Below are 20089 nucleotides of genomic sequence, written 5' to 3'. Positions count from 1 at the left end.
AGCCTGGCCTAAAACGGAGCCTTCCATCCATCCAGAATCTGCTCTTTGGAGAAGCGCGCCGCTTCCTCGTCCGTCAGCTGCCGCCGCTTCTCATTTTCTTGCGCTCCCGGCCCGTGACTCATGTATTCAAAAAAGCGCGCACTGTCCGGTGTGAATACTGTGGACTTGCTGCCATCGCGACTGGTGCCACGCATGGACGCCCATCCGTCACCGGTGATGTGGTCGTCCATATAGGAATTGATAAATACCGTCGCACCGATCGCATCCGGGTCTGCATAGCGGCCGTCGGCAAAGGTTGTGGTGGGGTGCCAGGGGCGGCCCAACGGCGAAGAATTGGCGGGAACGCCGTCGGCTTTCAGCAACCGGCAATTCAAAAACACCAGACCAAATTCATTACTGATATCGGTACTCGGTGCGGTCACGTAGCCCACTATTTCCCGCTGGGTTCCGCGGGGGCGAGTGACAATATCGCTGTTCTCAAACAGCGCCTGGCCCGCCCCAAAGATAAAGTCCACATTGCCCTCGATCACGCTATCCACAAAATAGCTGCGGCCTCCCTGCACAAACAGGGTGTCCTGGTAGCCCAGCAGCCGCACGTTGCGGAAGGCGGAGCGGTCACTGTTCAATCCGGTTTCCAGGGCCACGGCCTGGGTACCGTTGATCTTATTGGTGTGATCCTTGGGCAGGGCATCGGTGGCGAGGAAATCGAAGCTGTTTTCGATGGTCAGGTTTTCCGCGCGAAAGTCCGTAGCCTCGATAGTTACCGTTGCGGTAGCAAAGGTACCCATCTGCTCGCCGGACTCCGGCCCCGCACCGGGAGCGGGCATGCCCGCGTAATCTCCATACTGAATAATGGTCTCATCGCGGCCGGCACCGATCAGGTGGACGTTGGGTTTCTCTACCAGTACTTTTTCCCCGTAGATTCCGGCGGGAAGGTAAATCGAATAGGGGGTATCGCCATTGCGGGGTGCCGCGTCGATGGCGGCCTGCAGGGAGTCAAAACGGGCGACGGCTTTGATTTCGGTGGGAGCAGTTCCGACCACCGCGTCATAGCGCGACTGATCGGCGCAGGCGGTAAGAGTAGAGAGCGTGGTGAGGGAGATGATGCCCAGCAGGGCGGCCAACCATCCCGAAGCCCTCGAGGCAAGTGCCGGGAGCCGGGAAGTCACAGATAGACTGGAAGTTGGGGTCCCTTGAAACAGGCGGTGCAGCATCTCTCTCACTCCGTACAAAAATTGGCCTGATAGTGCATTGTTATTGGTCAGGCCATTCTATCCCCGTCAACTTCCCCCACTCAAGCCACCTTCCGCCGCCAGGCCCCTTATTTCCAGGTCCGTCCTGAGGTAGAATGCGCGCCCGATTTAACCGACAGAAGCCGACGCATCTATGGAAATCAATCCGCTTCTTAACCAGATGAAAGACCTCGCAGAGCGCACCGACGTTCTCAGGGGGTATCTTTGACTATGCTGGCAAGAAAGAACGCCTGACCGAAGTCGAACTGGAACTGGCCGAGCCCAGCGTCTGGGACGACCCCGACCGCGCCCAGGACCTGGGGCGTGAACGCTCCTCCCTGGAAGCCGTTGTAAAAACCATCGAAGACCTCGACACCGGTATCAACGACAGCCGCGAGCTGCTCGACATGGCCGTGGAAGAGGACGACGAAGACTCCGTCGCCGAAGTCGCCAGCGAACTCGAAAACCTCCAGCAACAGCTGGAAACCCTCGAATTCCGCCGCATGTTCTCCGGCCAGACCGACCCCAATAACGCCTACCTGGACATCCAGGCCGGCTCCGGCGGCACCGAAGCCCAGGACTGGGCCGAAATGCTGCTGCGCATGTATTTGCGCTGGGGCGAAGCCCACGGCTTCAAAACCACCCTGGAAGAAGCCTCTGCGGGTGAAGTCGCCGGTATCAAAAGTGCCACCATCCACTTCCAGGGCGAATACGCCTTCGGCTGGCTGCGCACCGAAACCGGCGTGCACCGCCTCGTGCGTAAAAGCCCGTTCGACTCCGGCAACCGTCGCCACACCTCGTTCACCTCCGTCTTCGTCTCCCCGGAGATCGACGACAACATCGAAATCGAAGTGGACAAATCCCAGGTGCGCGAAGACACCTACCGCGCCTCCGGCGCCGGTGGTCAGCACGTCAACAAAACCGACTCTGCCGTACGTTTGACTCACATCGAATCCGGCATCGTCGTCGCCTGTCAGAGCGAGCGCTCCCAGCACCAGAACCGCGATAAAGCGTGGAAAATGCTGCGGGCCAAACTCTACGAACAGGAAATGCAAAAGCGCAACGCCGAAAAACAGGCGATGGAAGAAAGCAAATCCGACATCGGCTGGGGCAGCCAGATCCGCTCTTACGTACTGGACGACCAGCGCATCAAAGACCTGCGCACCAGCGTCCAGACCAGCAACTGCCAGGCAGTGTTGGATGGGGACCTGGATCAGTTTATTGAGGCGAGCCTAAAGGCAGGTTTGTAACCCAAGCATCGGACTCCACCGGCTTACGAAGTAAAAAACTTCAAGGCGAAGGCGGAGTGCCGGGTATCCCTTTTCGAAAGCGTCGGCGACAGGGATGTCGCCGACGCAGCGTACAGGGATGTATTCACAGCGGTTTCGAAAAGGGATACCCGGTGCTCAGCCGCCACGGTGCCCAAACAGAGCTCAAAACAAGCTACGAAGCCCGCACCACACCCAAAAGACATGTGATAGATCATGAGCAACACACCAACTCAGCAAGACGAAAACAAACTGATCGCCGAGCGCCGCGCCAAACTCAGTGCCATGCGCGAGAAGGGCAACGCCTTCCCGAACAGCTTTCGCCGCGAAAACCTCGCCGCCGACCTGCAAAAAGAGTTTGGTGAAAAGACCAAGGAAGAACTGGAAAGCGAAGGCAACACCGCCTGCGTCGCCGGCCGAATCCTCGCCAAACGCGGCCCCTTCATGGTCATCCAGGACGTCTCCGACCGCATCCAACTGTACGCCGACAAAACCGCACAGAAAGATATCAAAGAGCGCTGGGGCACCTGGGACATCGGCGACATCGTCGGCGTCAAAGGCACACTGCACAAGTCTGGCAAAGGCGACCTCTACGTTAACTGCGAAGAGTACAGCCTGCTCACCAAAGCCCTGCGCCCGCTGCCAGAAAAATTCCACGGTATCGCCGACCAGGAAATGCGCTACCGCCAGCGCTACGTAGACCTGATCGCCACCCCGGAGTCCCGCGACGTATTCCGCGTCCGCTCCGAAGTCATCAGCTACATCCGCAGCTACCTCAACGGTAACCACTTCATGGAAGTGGAAACCCCCATGCTGCAGGTCATTCCCGGTGGTGCCACCGCACGCCCGTTCGTCACCCACCACAACGCCCTCGACATCGACATGTACCTGCGCATCGCGCCGGAACTGTACCTCAAGCGTCTGGTCGTCGGTGGCTTCGAACGCGTCTACGAAATCAACCGCAACTTCCGTAACGAAGGTCTGTCCACCCGCCACAACCCCGAGTTCACCATGCTCGAGTTCTACCAGGCGTACGCGGACTACAACGACCTGATGGACCTGACCGAAAACATGATCCGCGGTATTTGCACGGACGTGCTGGGCAGTACCACCGTTCAGTACCAGGACAGCAGCTACGACTTCGCCAAGCCGTTCGACCGTATCAGCGTTTTCGACTCCATCCTGAAGTACAACCCGGAACTGAAAGCGTCCGATATCGACAATATCGAAAGCGCGAAGAAAGTAGCCGAAGGCCTCGAAATTCCGCTGAAGGATATCTGGGGGCTTGGCAAAATTCAGATCGAAATCTTCGAGAAAACCGTCGAGCATCGCCTGGATCAGCCGACCTTCATCACCGAATACCCGACCGAAGTATCACCGCTGGCGCGCCGCAACGACGACAACCCGTTCGTCACCGACCGCTTCGAATTCTTTGTCGGCGGCCGCGAGATCGCCAACGGCTTCTCCGAGTTGAATGACGCCGAAGACCAGGCCGAGCGCTTCAAGGCCCAGGTGGCCGAGAAAGACGCCGGTGACGATGAAGCCATGCACTACGATGCCGACTATATCCGCGCACTGGAATACGGCCTCCCGCCCACTGCCGGTGAAGGTATCGGCATCGACCGTCTGGTAATGCTGCTGACCAACTCACCGTCCATCCGCGACGTACTGCTGTTTCCGCATATGCGTCCGGAAGCTTCCGCCGAGTAATATTTGGCGGAAACATAAAGTATAAAAAAGGGGCGATGGCTTTGCGGCCATCGCCCCTTTTTTGTGGAAGCTTGTTTGTAAAAGCCTGAGCCGTCTATCCGCGAATACCCAGCGGACCTGCAGGCAGATAGATCGTCTCGGTAGACGAGCTTCCCTGGCGCTGAATTTCTACCGCCACGGATTCTCCCGGCTTGGCTTGGTACACCTGGGTGCGCAGGTCGCCCATATGGAACACGCGCTGATTGTTGTAGCGGATGATTTTGTCTCCCGGCCGCAACCCCGCCTCGTATGCCGGAGCGGATTCCACCAGATCGCCGATTTCCATTTCCGTACGGCCGCCGTAAGCGTTCAGGTATTGCTCAAACTCCGCGGAGTTCAGCTCCTGCTCAAACACACGCCGGGGATTACTGTACGTCTGTAGTTTTTGCTGCAGCTCTTGAGCACGCTCCGAACGTTTGTCTTGCAGGTGGTGGTACTCGTAACTGAACTGCATTTGCTCGTACTGCAGGCGTGCCTGTTTCTCGACAATCGCCGTAGCCCGGCTGTGGCTGAACCCTGCCTCCACCAACTGTTGTACCTGGTTTTCCCGCTGTCGTTCAAATCGGTTCCTGCGGCGCTGTTGACGACTCTGGGTTGGCGGCTGGTTGGAGATATTTTCGATATTCATCGCGCTGGCGTGGCGGGTTTGTGGTGTTGCGGTTTCCGGATCGAGTTTGGAACTCAACTCATTGACCAACTCTAACAGCTGCCCCTGAATTTTCAGGGTTTGCTCCAGTGTGCTCTCCAGAGTCGCGAGCCGGGCTTCCAGGCTATCGGAGGTGGGGTGTTCGCGAGTCGGGTTTTTGGAGTCAGAGAAGGTGGCGGGTGTCATAGTGCTCGAGGAGGTCCAGTGAGCAACCGCGCCGCCAACCAGCAGCAGGGCTGCTACCGCGAGCAGAATTCTGTATTTGCGAAAGGTGTGGACGCTGGGCTGCATAAGGTCACCCGTGAACTTCACTATTGCCGTTTGTAGCTGATTATAGAAGTACCAGGTGGTTGGGCAGCTCGTTCTTGATGACTGTGGCGGGTGCGGCTTCTTCCAGCAGTTCCCCGCATTTTTCTACGCAGTGGACAAAGGCCTCGCCCGTTTTACCCTTTTTTACTTCGCGAATAAAATTTTCCACGATTTCTTGCCACGTTTCGTTGGTGATCTGCTCCGCTAGGCCCCTGTCGGCGAGAATCTCCACATAGTGTTCCGCCTGGGACACGAAAATCAGCAGGCCGAGCCGGTCTTTGGTGCTGTGTAACTCATGTTCGAGAAACTGGCGGCGGGCGAGATTTGCAGCGCGCCAGAATTTGATTTTCTTCGGAACCAGCCACATGGTGAGTGGACGCCAGCGGAACAGGACGGCGAGGGCAATAAACAGTATCCATTGCAACGTAAACGCCTGCTGGTACTCGATCCACCAGGGGAGAAATTGCATCAGCGGCGCAATCAGCAAAGCGATAAACGCCGCCCACAGGGTGGATATGTAAAGGTAGTTGTCGGACTGACGCGCCAGTACCGTCACTACTTCTGCATCCGTAGTGGATTCCACGGCCTTGATGGTATCGGCAAGCTGGCGTCTTTCGTGTGCATTTAGCATATTTGTGCCGCTGATGAATTGTTTCGCTTATTGATGGTGTTTACCAACCACCGGAGGCCCCTCCGCCACCGAAACCGCCGCCTCCACCACCGAAGCCGCCTCCAAAACCGCCAGAACCTCCGCCGAAGCCGCCACCACCATAGTAGCCGCCGTACCGGCCGCGCCGATATCCACTACTTCCGTTGGGAGCGCCCAATACCGAGGAGCCAAATATCTGCAGCATTACAAAAAGAAGGAAGATGCCGACAAGCAGAGCCAGCTGGCGGTTGTCGTTGGTGTCGGTACTTTCAGCTACGTACTCGTTTTTGATTGCTGCAATAATTGAGTCGATACCGGCGACGACACCACCATCAAAGTTACCGTTGTGAAACTGAGGCAGGATCTTGGTGTGGATGATGTTGGAGGATATGGCGTCTGTCAGTGCGCCTTCAAGTCCATAGCCGACCTCAATACGTACCTTGCGTTCGGCGGGCGCCACAATCAGTAGCACGCCATTGTCTTTGTCTTTCTGTCCGATTTTCCAGTGGCGTGCCAACTGGTAGCCGTACTCCTCAATGGTCAGCCCCTGCAGGTCTGGAAGAGTAACCACTACGATCTGGTTGCTGGTGGCCTTTTCCTGCTGCTGCAGTTGCTCCGTGAGCTGGTAGCGAGTGCTTTGGCTCAGCAGGTTGGCATTGTCCACGACCCGTCCAGAGAGCGGCGGAAACTGGATATCTGCCAAGGTTGCCGCTGCCCACAATAGTGTCGGGCACAAGAGCAGTAAAAGCGCGATCCGCCGGATCGTCATAGACAGGCCCCGTGGTCGAAATTACTGGAAGTCGACTTCCGGTGCTTTTTCTGCACCTTCCGAGGTGGCTTCAAAGGTGTCGCGCAGTGGCATATCGCTGTAAAGAACGGTATGCCAGATGCGTCCGGGAAAGGTGCGAATCTCGCGGTTGTAGCGTTCTACGGCGGCGATATAATCCCGGCGGGCTACGCTGATGCGGTTTTCGGTGCCTTCCAGTTGTGATTGCAGTGCAAGGAAGTTCTGGTTGGCTTTCAGATCTGGGTAGCGCTCGACAACCACCATCAGGCGCGACAGGGCGCTGCTCAGTTGGGACTGGGCCGCCTCAAACTGTTGCAGTTTGGCAGGGTCATTGATGATATCGGAGTCCACCTGCATGGAATTCACCTTGGCGCGCGCTTCGGTCACCGCTTCCAGGGTTTCCTTTTCATGAGCGGCGTAGGCCTTTACGGTCTTTACCAGGTTTGGGATCAGATCCGCGCGGCGCTGGTACTGGTTCTGTACCTGGGCCCAGTTGGCTTTAACATTTTCGTCGTAAGTGGGAATGTTGTTTATGCCACATCCGCTGAGCCCAAAGGCAATCAGGAGCGTGATCAGCAGCTGCCATTGGCGAGAGCCGGCGATGGATGTATTTTCCTGGCGTAGAAATTTTGTAGGTGCGTTCATTCCTTCCATCCCTGTGGGTTACGAACCACACAATAATAGTCTTCAATCCGGCATTTTCGCGCAAGTTCTTCCCGGTTGAAGCGATAGAGAGCAGTAATGGCACTTAAAGCGACTATCTTCAAAGCCCGCGTACAGATCTCCGATATGGATCGGGACTACTATGCGGAGCACAACCTGACTCTGGCGCGTCACCCGTCGGAAACCGATGAGCGCATGATGATCCGGTTGCTGGCGTTTGCCTTGAATGCGAGCGATCAGATCGAGTTTACCCGCGGGCTATCCAGTGACGACGAAGCCGATCTCTGGCAACACAGCCTGAGTGGCGAGATCGAGCACTGGATCGAGGTGGGAGTGCCGGCGGAGGAAAGGGTGCGCAAGGCCTGTGGCCGGGCTCAGCGGGCGACGATTTATGCCTATGGCCAGCGCACAGCACCGGTGTGGTGGCAGAAGATGGAGTCGGCCAGTGCACGATTCGACAATCTGCAGGTGTTCTTTTTACCGGCGGAGCAGTGCACAGACCTGGCGTCGATGGCCGAGCGCAATATGGAGCTGACCGCCACCATTCAGGACGGGCAGCTGTGGCTTGCCAGTGATAAACAAACCGTAGAAATTCAGCCTCAGCGCTGGAAGTAATTTAGCTATCCCGCAGGCCGCGGGATTTTATGATTGGAGTTCAATATGCCTTCTTTTGATATTGTTTCTGAAGTGGATAAGCACCAGCTGACCAATGCTGTGGACCAGGTAAACCGCACCATCACCAACCGCTTTGACTTCAAGGGGGTGGACGCGGAAGTGGAAATGAGTGAGTTCGCCCTGACCCTGCGCGCGGAGTCCGATATGCAGGTCAACCAGATGGTAGATATGTTGCGGGCGGCGCTGATCAAGTGTGATATCGACCCGCTGGCGATGGATGTGGGAGAAGAGGAGCAGTCCGGCAAACAGGTAAAAGTTGGCGTGACCCTGAAAAATGGTCTCGACAAAGATCTGTCAAAAAAGATCGTTAAGATCATCAAGGAAGAGAAGCTGAAGGTGCAGGCGGCGATTCAGGGGGACTCGGTACGGGTCACCGGCAAGAAGCGCGATGACCTGCAGCAAGTAATCGCCATGTTGCGGGGTAAGGAGCTGGAACAGCCGTTGCAGTTTAATAACTTCCGCGACTGATTCTTTGAGAGATGGTCACCGGGCAGTATCGAAAGTGGCGATCTCCAATTGGGGGAAGCCATTGATGAACTCGATACCGTCCTTTCTGCGCAGTGTTGGTGCTTTTGTTTGTCTGGGCTTTGTGGTGCCGGCCTCGTTTGGTGACCCTGTAGTGGGTCAGTCGGCTCCGGTCATCTCGGCAAAGTTGCTCGACGCCTGGTGGATCGACGGCAGTGACGGGTTGGATATATCCGGCCTCAGTTTCTGCCACGGTGAGCTGCTTGCGGTCGCGGACAAGTCATCGGAGCGAATCTATCGCCTTACCCCGGAATCAGGGCAGACGAGTGTTGGGTTGGATACGCGAGCGGAATTTTCCCGCCCGGCGCTGCCTGACGACCAGCCGGTTTCGGTTAAAGTCAGGGCGCTCCACTATGCCAGTGCACCACTCAGTATGGATTTTGAAGGGATCACCTGCGATGCCGATGGCACCTACCTGTTGAGCGAGCGGCACAACCGTATCGCTCAGCTGGATATTCCCGGCAATAAAGCGCAGTGGTTGCCGCAGCGCTGGTCGGAATCTGCAAAAAAGCAGGGTTATCTGCAGTTGTTCAACGCGGAGAGTGAAGGGCTGGCCAAGGCCGGAGAAGACTTCTGGGTGGCGCTGGAGCGGCAACCGCGGGGATTGTTGAGGCTAAAGCCCGGTGACGTGGAAGGAGAGGCGTTTTATCCGATACCCGAGGTGCCCGGTCTGGATTTCCGGGGTCGTTCGGAGGATCTGGCGGCGCTGGCCTTTTACGACGGTGCGCTGTTTACTCTGGAGCGCAATGCCTTTGCAGTATGTCGGCGCAATTTGCAGAGCCTGCGCGCAGACTGGTGTATTCAATACCGGGATGTGGAAGAGGGGCCTGAGTACGTGTATCAGGAAACCCGCTTTGGTAAAGGCGAAGGGTTGGCGATCAACGAACAAGGGATATTTGTGGTACTGGATAACAATGGTGTGGCTCGTGCGGCAGACCCGGAAGATGCCCGTGGCCTGCTGATGCGCCTGGCGTTTCCCGATATTCCTGCATCCCTGGATGCGGTAGCAAATTAGCGAAACTTGAGCTTGTCGGATTCTTCACTGGCACTGTTGTTAAAAGAGGTGCGCGCCTGCCGGTTATGTGAGGCGAACCTGCCCCTCGGGCCGCGGCCGGTCGTCAGTGCGGCCAGATCTGCGCGTCTGTTGATTATTGGGCAGGCGCCCGGTACGCGGGTGCACGAAACCGGTATTCCCTGGAACGACCCTTCCGGTGAACGCCTCCGCGACTGGCTGCAGCTGGATCGCGATGCCTTCTACGATGAAACCCAGATTGCCATTATGCCCATGGGATTCTGCTACCCCGGGCGCGGAAAAGGCGGTGACCTGCCGCCGCGCCCCGAGTGCGCGCCCACCTGGCACCAGCGCATACTGGATCAGTTGCCGAATATTCAATTGACCCTGCTGATCGGCCAGTACGCCCAGCGCTACTATCTACCCCACCGGTATGGCAGCATTACCGAAAACGTGCGCCATTTTGCCGATGCGTTGCCTCACGGTTATTTTCCTCTCCCCCATCCGAGCCCGAGAAATACCCTGTGGCTAAAGCGCCGCCCCTGGTTTGAGGAAGAGGTGGTGCCAACATTGCGCGCGCAAGTTCAGAACGTATTGAAAGGTTGACGATGCAGGTTCCCGAAAATATTAGAATCCACCCATCCTGGTATTCGGTGCTCGAGCCGGAATTTCACAAGCCCTATATGGGAGAACTACGGGAATTCCTGCAGCAGGAAAAGCAGGCCGGCAAGACTATCTTTCCCCCGGGTGGTCAGATCTTCAACGCCTTTAACTCCACCCCGTTTGATGAGGTGAAGGTGGTGATTCTCGGGCAGGATCCCTACCACGGCGTAGGCCAGGCCCACGGCCTGTGTTTTTCGGTCATGCCCGGTGTGCGCGTGCCGCCATCACTGAGAAATATCTATAAGGAAATGGAGTCGGACCTCGGCATTGTCGCGCCCGATCACGGATGCCTGCAGCCCTGGGCGGAGCAGGGGGTGTTATTGCTGAATGCGACACTTACCGTGGAAGAGAGTAAGGCCGGTGCGCACCAGGGACGCGGCTGGGAGCAGTTTACCGACGCCGCGGTACACGCACTGGCAGAGCAGCGGGAAGGATTGGTGTTCGTATTGTGGGGAAGCTACGCGCAGAAAAAGGGCGGCTTTATCGATCAGCGCAAGCATCTGGTATTGCGCGGCCCGCATCCGTCACCGCTTTCCGCGCACCGTGGATTTTTCGGCACGCGGCCGTTCTCTCAGGCGAATGCCTATCTGCAAAGCAGCGGAGTCGCGCCCATTGAATGGGCGCTGCCTGCAGCAGGAGCGCTGAGTAGGGTTGCGGTAGAGATCTGATCAGGCGAGGGGATCAGCGTCGGCGTCGTAGGGCAATTCAAGCACTTCCAGCACGCGGCCATCCTTGAGCTGCAGGCTTTCCCCGTCAGCGACTTTGCTTTTGGTGAGCACTGCCAGTAGGGCTGTTTCACCGTTCAGCGGGCTTGCCAGCACGATATTGCCCACACTGGATTTACCTTCACCAGAGAAAATCTCCGCGCCCGGTGCCGGCAGTTCGCCGCTGTCGATCTGCGCCCGGTACATACGACGTTTGGCGGCGCCCAGGTACTGCATGCGCGCCACCACTTCCTGTCCGGTATAACACCCTTTCTTGAAGCTGACGCCGCCGAGCTGGTGCAGGTTGACCATCTGCGGAATAAATTCTTCGCTGGTGCTCTGATACACCAGCGGAGTGCCAGTTTCCGCCAGCTGCAACAGCCACTGGCTGTAGCTGGCGGGTTCGGCGCCATTGCTGGCGAGTCTCTGCCAGAGATCAGCGGACTGGTCTGCCGGAATTTGCAGCACCACATTGCGCTCACTCAGGCCCGCTGCCAGCGCGCGTTCACCGTTGTGGTCGAAGGGGCGCAGCTGGTGGGGGAGCAGGTCGGTGTCTTCGCTGTTGGACAGGCTCAGCAACTGGTTGGCGGTGCGGCAGGCGTCGCGGCCGCACAGGGCGAGCCAGCGATTGCTGTCGCTGACATCACTCAATTCGGTTTTGAAGAACACCGCGTATTTTTTCAGTGCGGCAAGGGCGGTGGCGACCAGGTCCCGGGGCATCAACAGGACGAATTCTGTTTGCTCGATTTTCAGTGCGTAGAAGGCACTGATCATGCGGCCCTTGGGATTGCAGTGGCTACCAAGGGTGAGATGCTCGTCGGGCAGGTTGACCAGGTCACAGGTAAGCTGGCCCTGGAGAAACTTCTGGCTGTCCGGGCCTTTCACGGAGATGGCGCCCATAGGGCTCAGGTCGATCAACTGAAGCTTTGCGCCGTTCTCAGTGTCAGTTGCCGGGAAGAGCGCACCGCCGTCCTGCCAGCTTGCGCCCTGGGTGCTTAGAAAATCCTGCCACTGCTGTTGATCCATGCTGAACTCGCTGCCTGAAACATTGATGGGGCGGAAGCGAGGAGCCCCCCCTCTCCCGAGACACGCTGTAAATACGTCCCTGTACGCTCGTAATCGGCACCCATGCCTCATACGGTCTCGGAAGAGGGCGGTTCCTCCCTTCCACCCGCTTAATATGCGTTTATACGACGCCGAATGGTGCGTCTAGGTGACTGTCTAATTTGGGGTTTTGCCGCGGGATTTCAACTACCGGTATACTGCGCGCACTTTGAATTGTGGCTTGAGTACGAAGTATGGATCGCAACCGCCTGTTTTGGGCCAGCCGTCGCGGCATGTTGGAGTTGGACCTGGTGCTGCTGCCGTTTCTCGATAACGTGTACGAGACACTGTCCGAGGAAGACAAGCAGCGCTATATCAAATTGCTGGACGAGCAGGATCAGGATCTGTTCGCCTGGTTCATGCGCCGGGACGATCCACAGGATCCGGAGTTGATGCATATTGTCCAGATTATCCGCGACAACACCGGCCTGCAGGAATAACACCGGAGCGAAAGTCGCTCCCGATTCCCCGCCTTCCAATGCCGCTCAGTCCCGTCCCGCGGGGCTGAAGTGTGCAGAACGCAGTGCGCGGCTGGTGTGTGATCTGGCACCGTCGCGGCTACTGCGCATTTTCCTGCCTGTTGTTCTTCTACAGTCGATTCTACTGCTGTTTGTTTCCCGTCTTCCCTGGCTTGCCGTGTGCGCATTGATTCCCGCAATCGCGTTTTACGGGGTAATTGAGTGGCGCCGGCTGGCGGCGTCCGTTGGGCGCCTTTCAACGGCGGAGCAGCGCTGGTACTGGCAGGTGAAAGGCGGTGCAAAGCGGGAGTTTCAGCTGGTGGGGGAGTTGACGCTGTGGCGCTGGCTGATCGTGATCAACGGCCGGGATCTCGAGGGGCGGCGCCTGCGGTTGGTATTGGCGCGGGACGCCGCCAGTGCAGATGACTGGCGACGCCTGCTGGTGGCGTTGCGGTATTCCCGCTAGATCTATTCTCCGGGGGGGCAGGAGGGGGCAATTCAGGGGCCAATAAAGTGCCGCTGATCGGCAAAGTTCTCCGGTACCAGAATGGTATCCATCGCCAGTTCCCGCAGTCCCGGGTAGTCCAGTGAGTAGTGCAGGCCGCGACTCTCGCGGCGGTCCAGGGCGGAACGGATTATGAGTTCGGATACCACCGCCAGGTTGCGCAGTTCAATCAGGTCGCTGGTGATACGGTAATTGGCGTAAAACTCCAGAATCTCCTGCTGCAGCAGTTTCACCCTGTGCTCCGCCCGCAGCAGGCGCTTGCGGGTGCGCACAATGCCCACGAAGTCCCACATAAAACGCCGCAACTCGTCCCAGTTGTGCGAGATCACTACATCTTCATCGGAATCGGTTACCCGTGATGCGTCCCAGGCCAGGGCGGACTTCGGCGGGGCGACCTTTTCGATGGTGCTGTCGATATGCATGGCCGCAGAGCGCGCGTAGACCACACATTCCAGCAGGGAGTTGCTGGCCAGGCGATTGGCGCCGTGCAGGCCGGTAAAGGTGGTTTCGCCGATGGCGTACAGCTGGTCCAGGTCGCTGCGGCCGTGCTGGTCCACCATCACGCCGCCGCAGGTGTAGTGGGCGGCGGGTACCACGGGGATGGCCTCGCGGGTGATATCGATGCCGTATTTCAGGCAGTTCTTGTACACCGTGGGGAAGTGCTCGCGGACAAACTCCGGGTCTTTGTGCGAAATATCCAGATAGACGCAGTCCGCACCCAGTCGCTTCATCTCATGGTCGATGGCGCGGGCGACGATGTCCCGTGGGGCCAGCTCGCCGCGCTTGTCGAAGCGGTGCATAAAGCGCTCGCCGTTCGGCAGTTTCAGCAGGGCGCCCTCGCCGCGCAGTGCCTCGGTGATCAGCATGGACTTGGCTTTGGGGTGGTACAGGCAGGTGGGGTGGAACTGGTTGAATTCCATATTCGCCACCCGGCAGCCCGCGCGCCACGCCATGGCGATACCGTCGCCACTGGCGCCGTCCGGGTTGCTGGTGTACAGGTAGGCCTTGGCGGCGCCGCCGGTGGCTAGTACCACGGCCTTGCCCTGGAAGACTTCTACCTCTTCGGTTTCCTTGTTGTACACATAGGAACCGGCGCAGCGGAAGCGGCCGGTAGTGGCGTCTGGCTGGCGGATCAGGTCCAGCGCGATGTGGTGCTCGAAACAGTCGATATTGGGGGTGTTGCGCACCTGCTCGATCAGGGTGCTGTGCACTGCCCGGCCGGTGGCGTCGGCGCTGTGAATGATGCGCCGGTGGCTGTGGCCGCCTTCTTTGGTGAGGTGGTAGTCACCGTCGTCTTCGCGGGTGAAATCCACGCCCTGATTGATCAGCCAGTGAATGGCGTCGCGGCTGTTCTCCACGGTAAAGCGCACCGCGTCCGGGTGGCAGAGTCCGGCTCCTGCATCTAATGTATCGGCTATGTGCGCGTTTACCGAGTCGGTTTCGTCCAGTACGCCAGCAATGCCGCCCTGGGCAAACCAGGTGGAGCCGTCCTGCAGGCGCTGCTTGGACAGCAGGGCCACGCGGTGGCGTGCAGCCAGGTGCAGCGCCAGGGTCAGGCCCGCAGCGCCGCTGCCAATTACCAGGACGTCGTAGTGGTTCTCGTTCGGGGTCACAGGTCCGTTTGCCTTCTCTCTCATGGAGTTTTATTCATATTAGGGGGCGCGTAGTATACGCCATCTTCAAAAATTACCGATTTGTCAGGAACTTATGACCAAAATCCAGTGTCTTGGACACAACAGAATAAGCTTGGCGATGGCGCATTCCGGCGCCAGAGCAGCGGTTTGGAGTAGGGGATGACAGGGCAACAGGCGTCACCAAGTGATCGCCAGCTGGTAGAGCGGGTTCAGAAAGGGGACAAGCGCGCCTTCGACCTGCTGGTGCTGAAGTACCAACACAAGATCATGGCGGTGGTGAGCCGCTATATCAACGACCACGCCGAGGTACACGATGTGGTGCAGGAGGCCTTTATCAAGGCTTACCGCGCGCTGGGCAATTTCCGTGGAGAGAGTGCCTTTTATACCTGGATGTACCGGATTGCGATCAATACCGCCAAGAACCACCTGGTATCCCGCAGCCGCCGCCCGCCGTCATCCGATGTGGATCTGGACGACGCCGAATTCTATTCCGGCGCGGATCTGCTGCGGGACAACGAGACCCCGGAAAACCAACTGTTTCGCGACCAGCTTGAGGCCGCCGTGCACCGCGCGATCCGCGAATTGCCGGAAGACCTGCGCTCCGCGGTGACCCTGCGCGAAATGGAAGGGCTGAGCTATGAGGAAATTGCCGAAGTGATGGGGTGCCCGGTGGGTACCGTTCGCTCGCGGATTTTTCGCGCCCGGGAATCCATTGACCGCGCGGTTCAGGCAACCATGGCTGGCGAGCCGGAACCTGTAGATGGGCGCGGTTAGAAAGTGGGCGATGTTCGGGGGGATGGCGCTGGCTATTCTTTAGTCAGTTCTGTTTCAAGCCAGAACCCGTTGAGGGGTTTCTGGTCTAAATCTTCCCGGTGACCGGGACGGCAGATAAAATTTTCGATGAATTCACACAAATTTTGTCTGCCCGGTAAAACTTTTTCGACAGACCCCGGTCTCACCTATTAACAAACAGGGTGTGATACAGCGCCCAAAGAATTGCACTGAAAGAGGGTTGACCCGTATGTCCCACGGGAATCATCAGCAGCGTCTGAATGAGTCACTGTCCGCTTTGATGGACGGTGAGGCCAATGAGCTGGAAATTCAGCGTCTGCTTAAAGAAAGTGATGCCGCGGGCAGCGCTTCTGGCGGTGACTTGAACGAGCGCTGGTCCCGCTATCAGCTGGCTGCCGGCGTGATGCGTGGTGAGAAGGTGGCTCCGGTTGATCTCGGCCTTGCCGCCAGTATTTCCGCCGCCATTGCCGATGAGCCGCCGCTGCAGTCTGGAGAACCGGTGCCGGCCAATGATACCCATCACGACGTTACTCGCAGCCGCTGGTGGCGCCCGCTTTCCCGCGGTGCCGTGGCGGCAACGGTAGCCTTCGCTGCGGTGCTTGGTGTCCAGCAAATTCAGGCTCCGCAAACTCAGGGTGACCTGGTAGCGGAAACCGAGCGCCCGCAGCAGGCACCGGTGGCTTCCATGCCTCAGCCGAGCGGTTTTCTTGCTCCGACACTGAATACTCGCGCGGTGAGTACAGCGCCACAGTTGGTACCCGAACAGCGTGTTGGTCCTGCGCCTCAAGTGCAGATGGTGCCTACACCAGAGTTGATGCGACATCTGAACCGGGTGATGATCGAGCACTCCGAACAGGCGGCCCGCGTTGGCAGTCAGGGCATGGTCCCCCATGCGCGCGCAACCTATGGGGAGCGCCCACCGGAGTAATTGCGATAGCCGGTGCCAGGCAGCGGCTTTCCCGATGCACAACCAGATAAAGCGTGAATATGGCAAACCTGATTTCCCGTAATGCCCGCAAAGCCAACAGCTCGCTGTTGGCTTTTTTACTATTGGCTGCACCCATTGCTGTACCCGGCGTGAGCGCGCAGAGCGCTGAACCCGCTGAAAACTCAGGTGCCCTGGATGGCGCCGCTTCGGCGCCGCCTTCTGCTGGTCAGAAGCCCTCTGTGCCACTGCCCGCGCCGGAGTCGACTGAAGCGACCCGGGCATTGCTGGCCAAGCTCGCACAGGCGGTTGCTAGTTTGGAGTACCGCGGCCTTGCGACATTCGAGCATGTTGGGTCCATGGAGACCCTGGAAGTGGTGCATGGTATCCGTGACGGTGAGCAGGTCGAGCGAATCCGTTATCTCACCGGCAGCCCGCGGGAAATGGTGACTCGCAGCAGTGACAGCCAGTGCCACCGCGAGAGCAGCCCGCTATCCCGTCCCGGTTTGCACAGCGCCGCGGGGCTGGAGAATGTCCAGTCCAACTATCTCTTCCTGGTTCGCGGCGAGGAGCGCATCGCTGATCGCGAAGCGATTGTGCTGGAAGCACGCCCACGGGACCTGCACCGGTTCGGCATGGTGATCAGTGTCGACAAAGAGACGGGTTTGCCGCTCAAGTCCATGTTGGTGGCGCCTGCTGGCCGTGTACTTGAGCGCTTTCAGTTTGTGGAGCTTGATCTGGCGCCGGTGACCGACAGTGAGCTGCAGCCGCGTTCACCCGCGGTGCGCGAAGAAACTAGCCCCATTACCTGCACGGATGCTGAAAGCCGCTGGCGACTTGGCTGGGCGCCAAACGGCTTCAAACCGGTGGCCGTGCAAGCGCTGGCCGATGGCCAGATGTTGGTATTCAGCGATGGCCTCAGTGCGTTCACTGTCTTTGTACAGCAGCTGCCGGAAATGAATTACAAAGGCCGAGCCGTGCGAGGTGCCACCGTCGCCTATATGGATCATATCGATGTGGGTGGTGCACGCTACACCGTGACAGTTGTGGGTGAAATCCCCGACAATACCGCGCAACTGGTGGCCAAGGCGGTCACAGAAAAACGGTAACCGGAAGTATCGAAAACATGATTGAAGAGCGTGGCAAAGTCGTCGCTATCGAGCATTCTGCGGTGTGGATAGAGACGGTGCAGCGCAGTGGCTGCCACAGTTGTGCGGCAAAGTCCGGCTGTGGCACAGGCCTGCTTGGCGACTTCTGGTCCAGTGCGTCTCGTGTCCGCGTGCCGGTACCACCTGCAGAGGCAGAAACAATACAGCTGCACGATACCGTGGTGATTGGCATTGGCGAGCGCGTGTTGGCAACAAGTTCGCTGATCGTGTATCTGGCGCCTCTGGTTACGCTGGTGGCGGGCGCGCTGGTGGGACAATCTGCGGGGTCCGAACCCCTGGCGATTGCCGGGGCTGCGTTGGGCCTTGCAGCAGGTGCGCTGGTTATCCGTCTCTACAGTAATTTCAATCGCGGTAATAGCGCACTTGAACCGCAATTCCTTCGTCGTGAACGGGGCAATCCCTGTGCGATACCCGTGTCTCCCATTGCCTGAATAGCACCCGGGCGCCGTTCTTCTTCCCTGGCTGCTGTTGCTGCGATCCCTTCCCGGCTCGTACGCCTGTGTCCCATACCTGCGTTCTTCTTGTTGGTCGTTTCGGGCCTGCGCAGATTTATGCGTGGATTTGGCTGCTGATTTCCCATCTGTTTCTACACTGAATGCTGACCGGGCGGTACGACCCGTATCGTGCCGAGCAAAGCAATAAACATACTCATCGGAGATCAGGGATGGCAGGGCAGGGAGAGTTGAACGGGCCTCAGAGTTTCGAGGGGCGCTGCTATGCAGAGAGCTGGCCGCTGAAAACGGCCTTTGTAATATCCCGCGGTGCGCGCACCGAGGCACGGGTTGTGGTCGTTGAGGTTTGCGCGGAAGGTGTGACGGGAACGGGTGAGTGCACCCCTTATCCGCGCTACGGTGAAAGCCTGGAATCGGTGCTGGCGGAGATTCATTCGGTTATGCCCGCCCTCCAGCGGGGGATCACCCGCCGTCAATTGCAGAATTTGATGCCTGCCGGCGCCGCGCGCAATGCGGTGGATTGTGCGCTGTCCGACTGGACACGCAAGCAGAGTGGCGCAGGCTTTGCTGGTCCCGACTCCCTACCCACGGTTCAGACATTGGTGATCGCGGAGCCTGATGCGATGGCTGATGCTGCGCAAGCTGCCGAACAGTCCGGTGTGTCGGTGCTGAAGCTCAAGCTCGACCGCCATCAGGTTCTGGAGCGTGTGAGTGCCGTGCGCGGTGCGGCTCCCGGCTGCGAGCTGGTGATTGATGCCAATGAAGCATGGGCGCCCGAGGGGTTGCCGGCACTTTGTGAAACCCTTGCCGAGCTGGGGGTCTCAATGCTCGAACAGCCCTTGCCGGTGGGTGAGGATCGCGTGCTGGCAACCTTTGCACACCCATTGCCAATCTGTGCCGATGAAAGTTGCCATACTCGTGCGGACCTGCCCAGACTCAAGGGCCTTTACGATATGGTGAATATCAAACTGGACAAAACAGGCGGGTTACAAGAGGCGCTTCTGCTCGCAGATGCCGCCAGTGAACAGGGCTTTGAGCTGATGCTTGGCTGCATGTTGTGCACATCGCGGGCGATTCGCGCGGTTTGGCCCCTCGGGGAAAGGGCGCGCTTTGTCGATCTGGACGGGCCCACCTGGCTGGCAAAAGATGTGAAGCCCTTGCAGTTTTTTCACGGCCGGGTTTTTTGGACCTGATGGTAGCGGGCCCTTGGTGACGGGCTCGTGGTGAAGTGTTGCCAGTGCGCTCGGCGTCAGGGGCGGTAGCAGAGCAGGTCGGTCATTACCTGCAGGTATTCTTCACTGGCGACATCCGCAGAAATTGGCGGAAACTCCAGAGTAATACAGGGGTGCTCGTTTTCCGCACACCAGGTGCCAAATGAGCCTGGTGTCTGGTAGCCCAGTTCGGTCACCAGTGGTAATTCGATCCGTTCGGCCAGCCAGTGCCCCAGCGGGCTTTGAAGGGGGTCCTCCACGCACGCGAGGGGCTCGTGAATCGAGACCATCCAGGCTGGGGCAAGCTCGCGTACCAGGCGGCATAGGGACTGGGTTTCCGGCTCGGACCCGGCATGGTCACCGCTGGAGAGATAGACGTCCCGCTCGTCGGCGGCGCTGTTCCAGCGGTAGACGGTGCCGCCGGACTTCCAGTTGATGGTGGCAAAGTTGCGGTTGAGGTCCACGCCGCGGGCATTGGAGCGCACTCCCAGCTGGCAGCCGTCCGGGTTGACCGCCAGAATCACATGGTGCCGCAGTAGGCCCGCCTCCAGAGAGCGCAGGGCGCACGATAGAGTGACCACCGCGGCGACTTCGTCGCCGTGGGTGCCGGCCATCACCAGTCCGGTATTCTCGTCGCAGATTTCTGCCGGAAAATAGTACAGCGGCGCGCCCAGAGCAGACTGACCATACTGAAGCCTCTGGGTGTGAAACAGGCCACGCTGTGTCCGCGGGCGAAGGCGAACAGGGGGGGCGCGATGTTGGCGGGGAGGTTGTTTTGGGGCTGTCATGCAATCCTTAACACTGTTTTACACTAGGGAATGCGAACTTTTTAACGTAATGCCCAACTAATAGGGTGTCACGGGCTGGGGTTCAGCGATGTTCCCGGCCGATAGCAGCCTTCGCGGATAACACTGAGTGATAACCAAAAGGCTGCCAATTCAAAATGTATTTTTTGCA

General features: G+C 58.5%; 22 protein-coding genes. 14 read left to right on the top strand and 8 right to left on the bottom strand.

Annotated elements, in window-relative coordinates:
• Positions 1-8: 8 nt before the first annotated feature.
• The gene (locus tag ACYX4K_RS08315) at positions 9-1169 is read right to left on the bottom strand and encodes a pectinesterase family protein (RefSeq protein WP_476178817.1); all 1161 of its coding nucleotides are present in this window, start codon (positions 1167-1169) and stop codon (positions 9-11) included.
• A 217-nt stretch (positions 1170-1386) separates the two neighbouring features.
• On the opposite strand from ACYX4K_RS08315, the gene prfB reads away from it, so the two are divergent.
• Together prfB and lysS are read left to right on the top strand one after the other, a co-directional pair.
• Positions 1387-2482, top strand: a protein-coding gene (gene prfB / locus ACYX4K_RS08310; protein ID WP_475092584.1) for a peptide chain release factor 2 whose coding sequence is annotated in 2 segments (ribosomal slippage) — positions 1387-1458 and positions 1460-2482 — 1095 coding nt in all. Because the reading frame shifts where the segments join, the coding sequence is not laid out codon by codon here.
• Between the two features lie 234 nt (positions 2483-2716).
• Complete coding sequence (gene lysS, locus ACYX4K_RS08305) at positions 2717-4210, top strand: lysine--tRNA ligase (RefSeq protein WP_475092585.1); 1494 nt, start codon at positions 2717-2719, stop codon at positions 4208-4210.
• Between the two features lie 94 nt (positions 4211-4304).
• Here lysS and ACYX4K_RS08300 read toward each other — a convergent pair whose 3' ends face one another.
• The 4 genes from ACYX4K_RS08300 to ACYX4K_RS08285 form a co-directional block, all read right to left on the bottom strand.
• Complete coding sequence (locus ACYX4K_RS08300; protein ID WP_475092586.1) at positions 4305-5186, bottom strand: PDZ domain-containing protein; 882 nt, start codon at positions 5184-5186, stop codon at positions 4305-4307.
• A gap of 40 nt (positions 5187-5226) precedes the next feature.
• Entirely contained in the window at positions 5227-5835 is a 609-nt protein-coding gene (locus ACYX4K_RS08295) for a TPM domain-containing protein (protein WP_475092587.1), read from the bottom strand.
• Positions 5836-5875: 40 nt separating this feature from the next.
• Positions 5876-6517, bottom strand: a complete 642-nt coding sequence (locus tag ACYX4K_RS08290; RefSeq protein ID WP_475092588.1) for a TPM domain-containing protein — start codon at positions 6515-6517, stop codon at positions 5876-5878.
• Positions 6518-6643: 126 nt separating this feature from the next.
• Positions 6644-7285: a LemA family protein gene (locus ACYX4K_RS08285; protein WP_475092589.1), complete on the bottom strand. Its 642-nt coding sequence runs from the start codon at positions 7283-7285 to the stop codon at positions 6644-6646.
• 96 nt (positions 7286-7381) lie between these two features.
• Here ACYX4K_RS08285 and ACYX4K_RS08280 point away from each other — a divergent pair, with 96 nt between their 5' ends.
• From ACYX4K_RS08280 to ung, 5 genes are all read left to right on the top strand, one after another.
• Entirely contained in the window at positions 7382-7918 is a 537-nt protein-coding gene (locus tag ACYX4K_RS08280) for a YaeQ family protein (RefSeq protein WP_475092590.1), read from the top strand.
• Between the two features lie 45 nt (positions 7919-7963).
• Positions 7964-8446 (top strand): YajQ family cyclic di-GMP-binding protein, encoded by a 483-nt coding sequence (locus ACYX4K_RS08275; protein ID WP_475092591.1) that lies wholly within the window; start codon positions 7964-7966, stop codon positions 8444-8446.
• A gap of 64 nt (positions 8447-8510) precedes the next feature.
• The gene (locus ACYX4K_RS08270) at positions 8511-9518 is read left to right on the top strand and encodes an esterase-like activity of phytase family protein (protein ID WP_475092592.1); all 1008 of its coding nucleotides are present in this window, start codon (positions 8511-8513) and stop codon (positions 9516-9518) included.
• Positions 9519-9530: 12 nt separating this feature from the next.
• The gene (locus ACYX4K_RS08265; protein ID WP_475092593.1) at positions 9531-10121 is read left to right on the top strand and encodes a uracil-DNA glycosylase family protein; all 591 of its coding nucleotides are present in this window, start codon (positions 9531-9533) and stop codon (positions 10119-10121) included.
• Positions 10122-10123: 2 nt separating this feature from the next.
• Positions 10124-10846: a uracil-DNA glycosylase gene (ung, locus tag ACYX4K_RS08260; RefSeq protein ID WP_475092594.1), complete on the top strand. Its 723-nt coding sequence runs from the start codon at positions 10124-10126 to the stop codon at positions 10844-10846.
• Here ung and ygfZ read toward each other — a convergent pair whose 3' ends face one another.
• On the bottom strand, positions 10847-11908 hold the full coding sequence (gene ygfZ / locus ACYX4K_RS08255; RefSeq protein ID WP_475092595.1) for a CAF17-like 4Fe-4S cluster assembly/insertion protein YgfZ: 1062 nt from the start codon (positions 11906-11908) through the stop codon (positions 10847-10849).
• Positions 11909-12180: 272 nt separating this feature from the next.
• Between ygfZ and ACYX4K_RS08250 the strand changes: the two genes are divergently transcribed.
• Both ACYX4K_RS08250 and ACYX4K_RS08245 read left to right on the top strand, forming a co-directional pair.
• A complete protein-coding gene (locus tag ACYX4K_RS08250) occupies positions 12181-12426 on the top strand; it encodes an FAD assembly factor SdhE (protein ID WP_475092596.1) in 246 nt (81 codons plus the stop codon).
• A complete protein-coding gene (locus ACYX4K_RS08245) occupies positions 12386-12910 on the top strand; it encodes a protein YgfX (protein WP_475092597.1) in 525 nt (174 codons plus the stop codon). Before ACYX4K_RS08250 ends, ACYX4K_RS08245 begins: the two co-directional genes overlap by 41 nt.
• Positions 12911-12942: 32 nt before the next feature.
• Here the strand turns inward: ACYX4K_RS08245 and nadB are convergent, their stop codons facing one another.
• Positions 12943-14586 carry an L-aspartate oxidase gene (gene nadB, locus ACYX4K_RS08240; protein ID WP_476178816.1) on the bottom strand — a complete coding sequence of 548 codons (1644 nt, stop codon included), beginning with the start codon at positions 14584-14586 and terminating at the stop codon, positions 12943-12945.
• Positions 14587-14742: 156 nt separating this feature from the next.
• Between nadB and rpoE the strand changes: the two genes are divergently transcribed.
• From rpoE to ycjG, 5 genes are all read left to right on the top strand, one after another.
• On the top strand, positions 14743-15357 hold the full coding sequence (rpoE, locus tag ACYX4K_RS08235; protein WP_043315769.1) for an RNA polymerase sigma factor RpoE: 615 nt from the start codon (positions 14743-14745) through the stop codon (positions 15355-15357).
• A 247-nt stretch (positions 15358-15604) separates the two neighbouring features.
• Positions 15605-16303, top strand: a complete 699-nt coding sequence (locus tag ACYX4K_RS08230) for a sigma-E factor negative regulatory protein (RefSeq protein WP_475092599.1) — start codon at positions 15605-15607, stop codon at positions 16301-16303.
• A gap of 59 nt (positions 16304-16362) precedes the next feature.
• Positions 16363-17409 carry a MucB/RseB C-terminal domain-containing protein gene (locus ACYX4K_RS08225; RefSeq protein WP_475092600.1) on the top strand — a complete coding sequence of 349 codons (1047 nt, stop codon included), beginning with the start codon at positions 16363-16365 and terminating at the stop codon, positions 17407-17409.
• 17 nt (positions 17410-17426) lie between these two features.
• Positions 17427-17900 carry a SoxR reducing system RseC family protein gene (locus ACYX4K_RS08220; protein WP_475092601.1) on the top strand — a complete coding sequence of 158 codons (474 nt, stop codon included), beginning with the start codon at positions 17427-17429 and terminating at the stop codon, positions 17898-17900.
• A 233-nt stretch (positions 17901-18133) separates the two neighbouring features.
• Positions 18134-19114, top strand: coding sequence for an L-Ala-D/L-Glu epimerase (ycjG, locus tag ACYX4K_RS08215; protein ID WP_475092602.1), 981 nt, complete (start codon positions 18134-18136; stop codon positions 19112-19114).
• A gap of 56 nt (positions 19115-19170) precedes the next feature.
• Here the strand turns inward: ycjG and mpaA are convergent, their stop codons facing one another.
• Positions 19171-19920, bottom strand: a complete 750-nt coding sequence (mpaA, locus tag ACYX4K_RS08210) for a murein tripeptide amidase MpaA (protein ID WP_475092603.1) — start codon at positions 19918-19920, stop codon at positions 19171-19173.
• Positions 19921-20089: the final 169 nt, after the last annotated feature.

The organism is Microbulbifer sp. ABF4_107 (assembly GCF_056312215.1).
Note: the sequence above shows the minus strand (reverse complement) of the source record. Positions and strands in the feature narration are given on the sequence as shown.

Bases quoted from the DNA above. Each gene is read 5' to 3' on its own strand.
- rpoE (WP_043315769.1), top strand. From the start codon at position 14,743: ATGACAGGGCAACAGGCGTCACCAAGTGATCGCCAGCTGGTAGAGCGG.
- ACYX4K_RS08275 (WP_475092591.1), top strand. From the start codon at position 7,964: ATGCCTTCTTTTGATATTGTTTCTGAAGTGGATAAGCACCAGCTGACC.
- ACYX4K_RS08280 (WP_475092590.1), top strand. From the start codon at position 7,382: ATGGCACTTAAAGCGACTATCTTCAAAGCCCGCGTACAGATCTCCGAT.
- ACYX4K_RS08295 (WP_475092587.1), bottom strand. From the start codon at position 5,835: ATGCTAAATGCACACGAAAGACGCCAGCTTGCCGATACCATCAAGGCC.
- ACYX4K_RS08285 (WP_475092589.1), bottom strand. From the start codon at position 7,285: ATGAACGCACCTACAAAATTTCTACGCCAGGAAAATACATCCATCGCC.
- lysS (WP_475092585.1), top strand. From the start codon at position 2,717: ATGAGCAACACACCAACTCAGCAAGACGAAAACAAACTGATCGCCGAG.
- ACYX4K_RS08270 (WP_475092592.1), top strand. From the start codon at position 8,511: ATGAACTCGATACCGTCCTTTCTGCGCAGTGTTGGTGCTTTTGTTTGT.
- mpaA (WP_475092603.1), bottom strand. From the start codon at position 19,920: ATGACAGCCCCAAAACAACCTCCCCGCCAACATCGCGCCCCCCCTGTT.
- ygfZ (WP_475092595.1), bottom strand. From the start codon at position 11,908: ATGGATCAACAGCAGTGGCAGGATTTTCTAAGCACCCAGGGCGCAAGC.
- ACYX4K_RS08230 (WP_475092599.1), top strand. From the start codon at position 15,605: ATGTCCCACGGGAATCATCAGCAGCGTCTGAATGAGTCACTGTCCGCT.
- ACYX4K_RS08225 (WP_475092600.1), top strand. From the start codon at position 16,363: ATGGCAAACCTGATTTCCCGTAATGCCCGCAAAGCCAACAGCTCGCTG.
- ACYX4K_RS08220 (WP_475092601.1), top strand. From the start codon at position 17,427: ATGATTGAAGAGCGTGGCAAAGTCGTCGCTATCGAGCATTCTGCGGTG.
- ung (WP_475092594.1), top strand. From the start codon at position 10,124: ATGCAGGTTCCCGAAAATATTAGAATCCACCCATCCTGGTATTCGGTG.
- nadB (WP_476178816.1), bottom strand. From the start codon at position 14,586: ATGAGAGAGAAGGCAAACGGACCTGTGACCCCGAACGAGAACCACTAC.
- ycjG (WP_475092602.1), top strand. From the start codon at position 18,134: ATGGCAGGGCAGGGAGAGTTGAACGGGCCTCAGAGTTTCGAGGGGCGC.
- ACYX4K_RS08250 (WP_475092596.1), top strand. From the start codon at position 12,181: ATGGATCGCAACCGCCTGTTTTGGGCCAGCCGTCGCGGCATGTTGGAG.
- ACYX4K_RS08300 (WP_475092586.1), bottom strand. From the start codon at position 5,186: ATGCAGCCCAGCGTCCACACCTTTCGCAAATACAGAATTCTGCTCGCG.